The sequence below is a fragment of the Serratia sp. BW106 genome (assembly GCF_002607755.1).
Lineage (GTDB): Bacteria > Pseudomonadota > Gammaproteobacteria > Enterobacterales > Enterobacteriaceae > Serratia > Serratia proteamaculans.
The window spans coordinates 1-300 of the sequence record NZ_MCGS01000017.1; the positions used below are offsets into that span (position 1 = coordinate 1).

Here is a 300-nt window from a genome sequence, read left to right on the forward strand (position 1 = left end):
TTCCAGATTGTTAAAGAGCAATATCTTAAACACGACTCGGTAGAGTCATCTTTAAGATGTTTTCGGTTCGGCAAGAACCGGTGATAATGTCTTTCACTCATTATCGGATGGCGTCCCCAAGGGGATTCGAACCCCTGTTACAGCCGTGAAAGGGCAGTGTCCTAGGCCTCTAGACGATGGGGACACGAAAATCCGATTAAACTGAACGTCTTAATCGGTTCGTATCAGCATGAGTCAGAGACTCATTACATCAACAGGTAGCGCTTTTGCTCATTACTTTTTCATCAGACAATCTGTGTG

1 tRNA gene is annotated in these 300 nt (G+C 44.7%); it reads right to left on the reverse strand.

Features of this window, described 5'->3' with window-relative positions:
- Positions 1–108 precede the first annotated feature (108 nt).
- Positions 109–184 (reverse strand) — tRNA-Glu (locus BEI65_RS13035).
- Positions 185–300 lie beyond the last annotated feature (116 nt).